Consider the following 3,910-nt stretch of genomic DNA (forward strand, 5'->3'; position numbering starts at 1 on the left):
ACGAAGAACTATTTACCCTAGTGCAAGCTGAATTGCGGCGCAGTGGGTTTGAAGATTTGATTGCCGCCGGAGTCGTACTGACCGGCGGCACATCAAAGATGGAGGGCGTTGTAGAGCTGGCAGAGGAAATATTCCATATGCCGGTTCGTTTGGCTAGCCCACAGCGAGTGACAGGATTGTCAGATGTCGTCAATAACCCGATGTACGCGACGGGCGTAGGCTTATTGATGTATGGATTAAACCAGCGTGAGTCAGGGACAACTCCGAGCGCAAAAGCTGCTTCGGCGGAAGGGGTAATGAGCAAGCTCAAGCACTGGTTTACAGGAAACTTTTAAAGCCAAAAATGATATTTGGCATAAGCAACAACTAGCAGATTGAAAATTATAATTAGGAGATAGGGTGATGTTCGAGATTGTAGAGAATGTTTCACAAAACGCGGTCATAAAAGTAGTAGGCATTGGTGGTGGTGGCGGTAATGCCGTGCGTCATATGCTTACCGGTGATGTTGAGGGTGTCGAGTTTCTGTGTGCAAATACAGATGCGCAGGCACTAAAAGATCTGGACGCTAAACAAATCATTCAGCTGGGCAGCACGATTACTAAAGGCTTGGGTGCGGGTGCAAACCCAGAAGTCGGCAAGCAAGCTGCGCTTGAAGACCGAGATCGAATTGCGGAATCTTTAAAAGGCGCAGACATGGTCTTCATCACGGCTGGTATGGGCGGTGGTACCGGAACTGGTGGCGCACCTATCGTAGCAGAAGTTGCTCGCGATATGGGTATCCTTACGGTTGCCGTTGTTACCAAACCGTTTCCGTTTGAAGGCGGTAAGCGCATGAAGCTGGCAGAGTCCGGACTTGCAGAGTTGGCAGAACACGTTGACTCATTGATTACTATTCCAAACGAAAAACTTCTGGCAGTACTCGGTAAAAATACAAGTCTACTTGATGCGTTTGGCGCAGCGAATGATGTGCTTCAAGGCGCAGTTCAGGGTATCGCAGATCTGATTATCCGTCCGGGTATGATTAACGTGGATTTTGCTGACGTTAAGACGGTAATGTCTGAAATGGGAATGGCCATGATGGGTACGGGTTCAGCCACCGGTGAAAACCGTGCACGCGAAGCAGCTGAAGCAGCGATTCGCAGTCCACTGCTTGAGGATATCAACCTGCAAGGTGCGCGCGGTATCCTAGTGAACATCACAGCGGGCATTGATTTGAATCTCGGTGAGTTCTCCGAAGTGGGTAGTATTGTCGAAGAGTTTGCTTCAGATTCAGCAACGGTTGTTGTGGGAACGGTAATAGATCCAGAGATGACAGACGAGCTGAAAGTGACTGTCGTCGCGACCGGACTATCGAGCGCAATGGATAAGCCTGTCAAGGTTGTCGATAACACGCCAAAAGCAGTAGATGGGAAGACGGACTATAATAAGTTAGATAGACCAGCGATTAGTCGTCGAAGAGCTGTTGCAGCCGACTCGCAGGGCAGCGCTGCAGTGCGCCAGGACGTTGAACCAACGCCAAGTGTTGATTACTTGGATATTCCAGCTTTTCTTCGCAGACAAGCTGACTGAGGATCGCAAAGGTTTATGACAGCTTAGTGACAGGTTAGACAATCTGCTTGGGAAACTAGGTACCATCTGTTAGTATGCGCCTGTTTTTTGGCCAGTGGCCAATTATCAGTACATACAATTGGCGAAGTATACTTATGATTAGACAACGCACATTAAAGAACACGATACGCGCAACAGGCGTTGGCTTACACTCGGGGAAAAAGGTTTATTTGACCCTAAAACCCGCACCGATTGATTCTGGAATTGTGTTTATCAGAACCGATCTTGAGCCAAATGTTGAAATCGCAGCTCGTGCAGAAAATGTTGGTGAAACAATGCTGTCGACCACGCTTGTTAAAAATGGCGTTAAGGTGGCAACCGTTGAGCATTTGTTGTCTGCAATGGCAGGTCTCGGTATCGATAATTGTCGTATCGAACTGAGCTCTGAAGAAGTACCAATAATGGATGGCAGTGCCGGACCGTTCGTGTTCCTGATTCAATCCGCCGGAATTCAGGAACAAGATGCTGCGAAGAAATTTATTCGTATCACGCGAGAAGTCACTGTTGAAGAGGATGGGAAGACCGCTACTTTTGTGCCATTTAATGGCTTTAAGGTTGGCTTCTCGATCGACTTTGATCACCCAGTTTTCAAGAACCGTAATCAAGACGCGTGTATAGATTTTTCGAGCACCTCCTTTGTGAAGGAAGTAAGTCGAGCAAGAACCTTTGGTTTTATGCGAGACATAGAAAGATTACGTGCAATGAATCTTGCCTTAGGTGGCAGCGTTGATAATGCGATTGTTGTTGATGAGTACAAGGTGCTTAACGAGGACGGTTTGCGTTATGATGATGAGTTCGTCAAGCACAAAATACTCGACGCAATCGGCGATCTATATCTGCTCGGCAACTCACTCGTTGGTGAGTTTAAAGGCTTTAAATCCGGTCACGATCTGAATAACAAGCTTTTACGCAAGTTGATCAAAGAAACCGATGCTTGGGAAGTTCAAACCTACGAAGATGCAAGCACTGCCCCTATCTCCTATATGAAACCGGTACTTGCAGCGTAACTTTGTTCTCATCGGAGCGGCGACCCAGTCGCTCCAATACTCCTTCCAGTCGCTCGTCGATCGTTTGATTCCCAGCCGCTCTCTTTTTTGTAACTTTGCCTGTCTTTGCGGCTGGCTTCGGAACTGAGTTGGGCCTGATTTGGACTTTGATCGCAGCTACCTGTGATTGCCCGATTCGCATTTGAAGTGCTTTTAAAATCCGGTCTTCTTCAAACCGAAAGCGCGTTGCCAGCGCTGCTGAGGCGCAATGCAACGTCAACAAGCCTTGCTGCAAACCTGCAACGATGAATTGCCCTTTAAGTTGATCGGGTAGGCATTCTTCAAAACGGGTATGGATCGATTCTCTGGAAGCTGCGCCGGAGAAAAGTGTCCTTAGCGCACCAGAACGTCTAATTGTTTGCTCGTGACTAAGTATGTCGCTAAGTCTTTTTGTGCGGGGTTGACGGGGCATGCGAAATCGGTTTTCTCAAATTAGGTTAAATCTTTTGTAAGCGTTATACTTACTAGCTATGAAATTATCAATCGTAGTCAAAGCATGAACATTATTCTCGTTGGCAAACACCACGGACAGTCTCGCAGCATTAAGCTGGGTTCGCACGCTATTTCTATTCTACTTTTCGTGTTGCTCGTTTTTGTTCTGGCGCTCGTTGCTCTTGGCGCTTATGCCGCAAAAGAGTTTTATAAAACGGATCCAAATGCTTTGGTCGATCGAGTCGTGATTGAGGCGTGGGATTCCTCGCTCAATGACCAAAAACATGAATTGCGAGAATTGCAGCGTGACAGCAAGCAGACTCTGGATGCTCTCACTCTGAAGATGGGAGATATGCAGGCGCGTATATATCGGCTCGACGCCTTAGGCCAGCGCCTTACCGAAGTCGCGAAACTAAAAAATGGCGAATTTGACTTTCAATCTCAGCCATCTGTTGGTGGACCCATAGAAGAAACTGAAAGTACGTCTTTTACTCTGCAAGGTTTTGAGAATGAGCTTAAAAATCTAGCTCAAACGATTGCCGACAGAGAGCAGCAGCTTGGCATTATGGAGCAGTTGTTTGATCAGGAGAAAATCGCCAATGATGCTTTTATCGCTGGCCGCCCGATAAAATGGGGATGGATGTCCTCTCCCTACGGCTACCGCAGCGACCCTTTCACTGGGAAGCGAGCATGGCATGCAGGGGTTGATTTTGCCGGCAAGGATGGGAGTGACATCATTTCGGTTGCTGCAGGGGTTGTTACTTGGTCCGGCGCGCGCTATGGCTATGGCAACCTTGTCGAGGTTAATCATGGTGATGGGTATA

Annotated in this window: 5 protein-coding genes; 4 read left to right on the forward strand and 1 reads right to left on the reverse strand. The window is 47.7% G+C overall.

Annotated features, from left to right (window positions below):
- The 3 genes from A3751_RS20230 to lpxC form a co-directional block, all read left to right on the forward strand.
- Nucleotides 1-335 (forward strand): cell division FtsA domain-containing protein (locus A3751_RS20230; protein WP_369821266.1); only part of this gene is annotated, 335 nt, incomplete at its 5' end.
- A gap of 67 nt (nucleotides 336-402) precedes the next feature.
- A complete protein-coding gene (gene ftsZ, locus A3751_RS20235; protein WP_068458699.1) occupies nucleotides 403-1,569 on the forward strand; it encodes a cell division protein FtsZ in 1,167 nt (388 codons plus the stop codon).
- Nucleotides 1,570-1,703: 134 nt separating this feature from the next.
- Nucleotides 1,704-2,615 (forward strand): UDP-3-O-acyl-N-acetylglucosamine deacetylase, encoded by a 912-nt coding sequence (lpxC, locus tag A3751_RS20240; protein WP_068458700.1) that lies wholly within the window; start codon nucleotides 1,704-1,706, stop codon nucleotides 2,613-2,615.
- Here lpxC and A3751_RS20245 read toward each other — a convergent pair.
- Nucleotides 2,581-3,066: a DUF721 domain-containing protein gene (locus tag A3751_RS20245; RefSeq protein ID WP_068458701.1), complete on the reverse strand. Its 486-nt coding sequence runs from the start codon at nucleotides 3,064-3,066 to the stop codon at nucleotides 2,581-2,583. The two genes, lpxC and A3751_RS20245, sit on opposite strands and share 35 nt — an antisense overlap.
- A gap of 84 nt (nucleotides 3,067-3,150) precedes the next feature.
- On the opposite strand from A3751_RS20245, the gene A3751_RS20250 reads away from it, so the two are divergent.
- The coding region (locus tag A3751_RS20250; RefSeq protein WP_068458702.1) for a M23 family metallopeptidase at nucleotides 3,151-3,910 on the forward strand (760 nt) is incomplete at its 3' end.

It is taken from the genome of Oleiphilus sp. HI0080 (genome assembly GCF_001635135.1).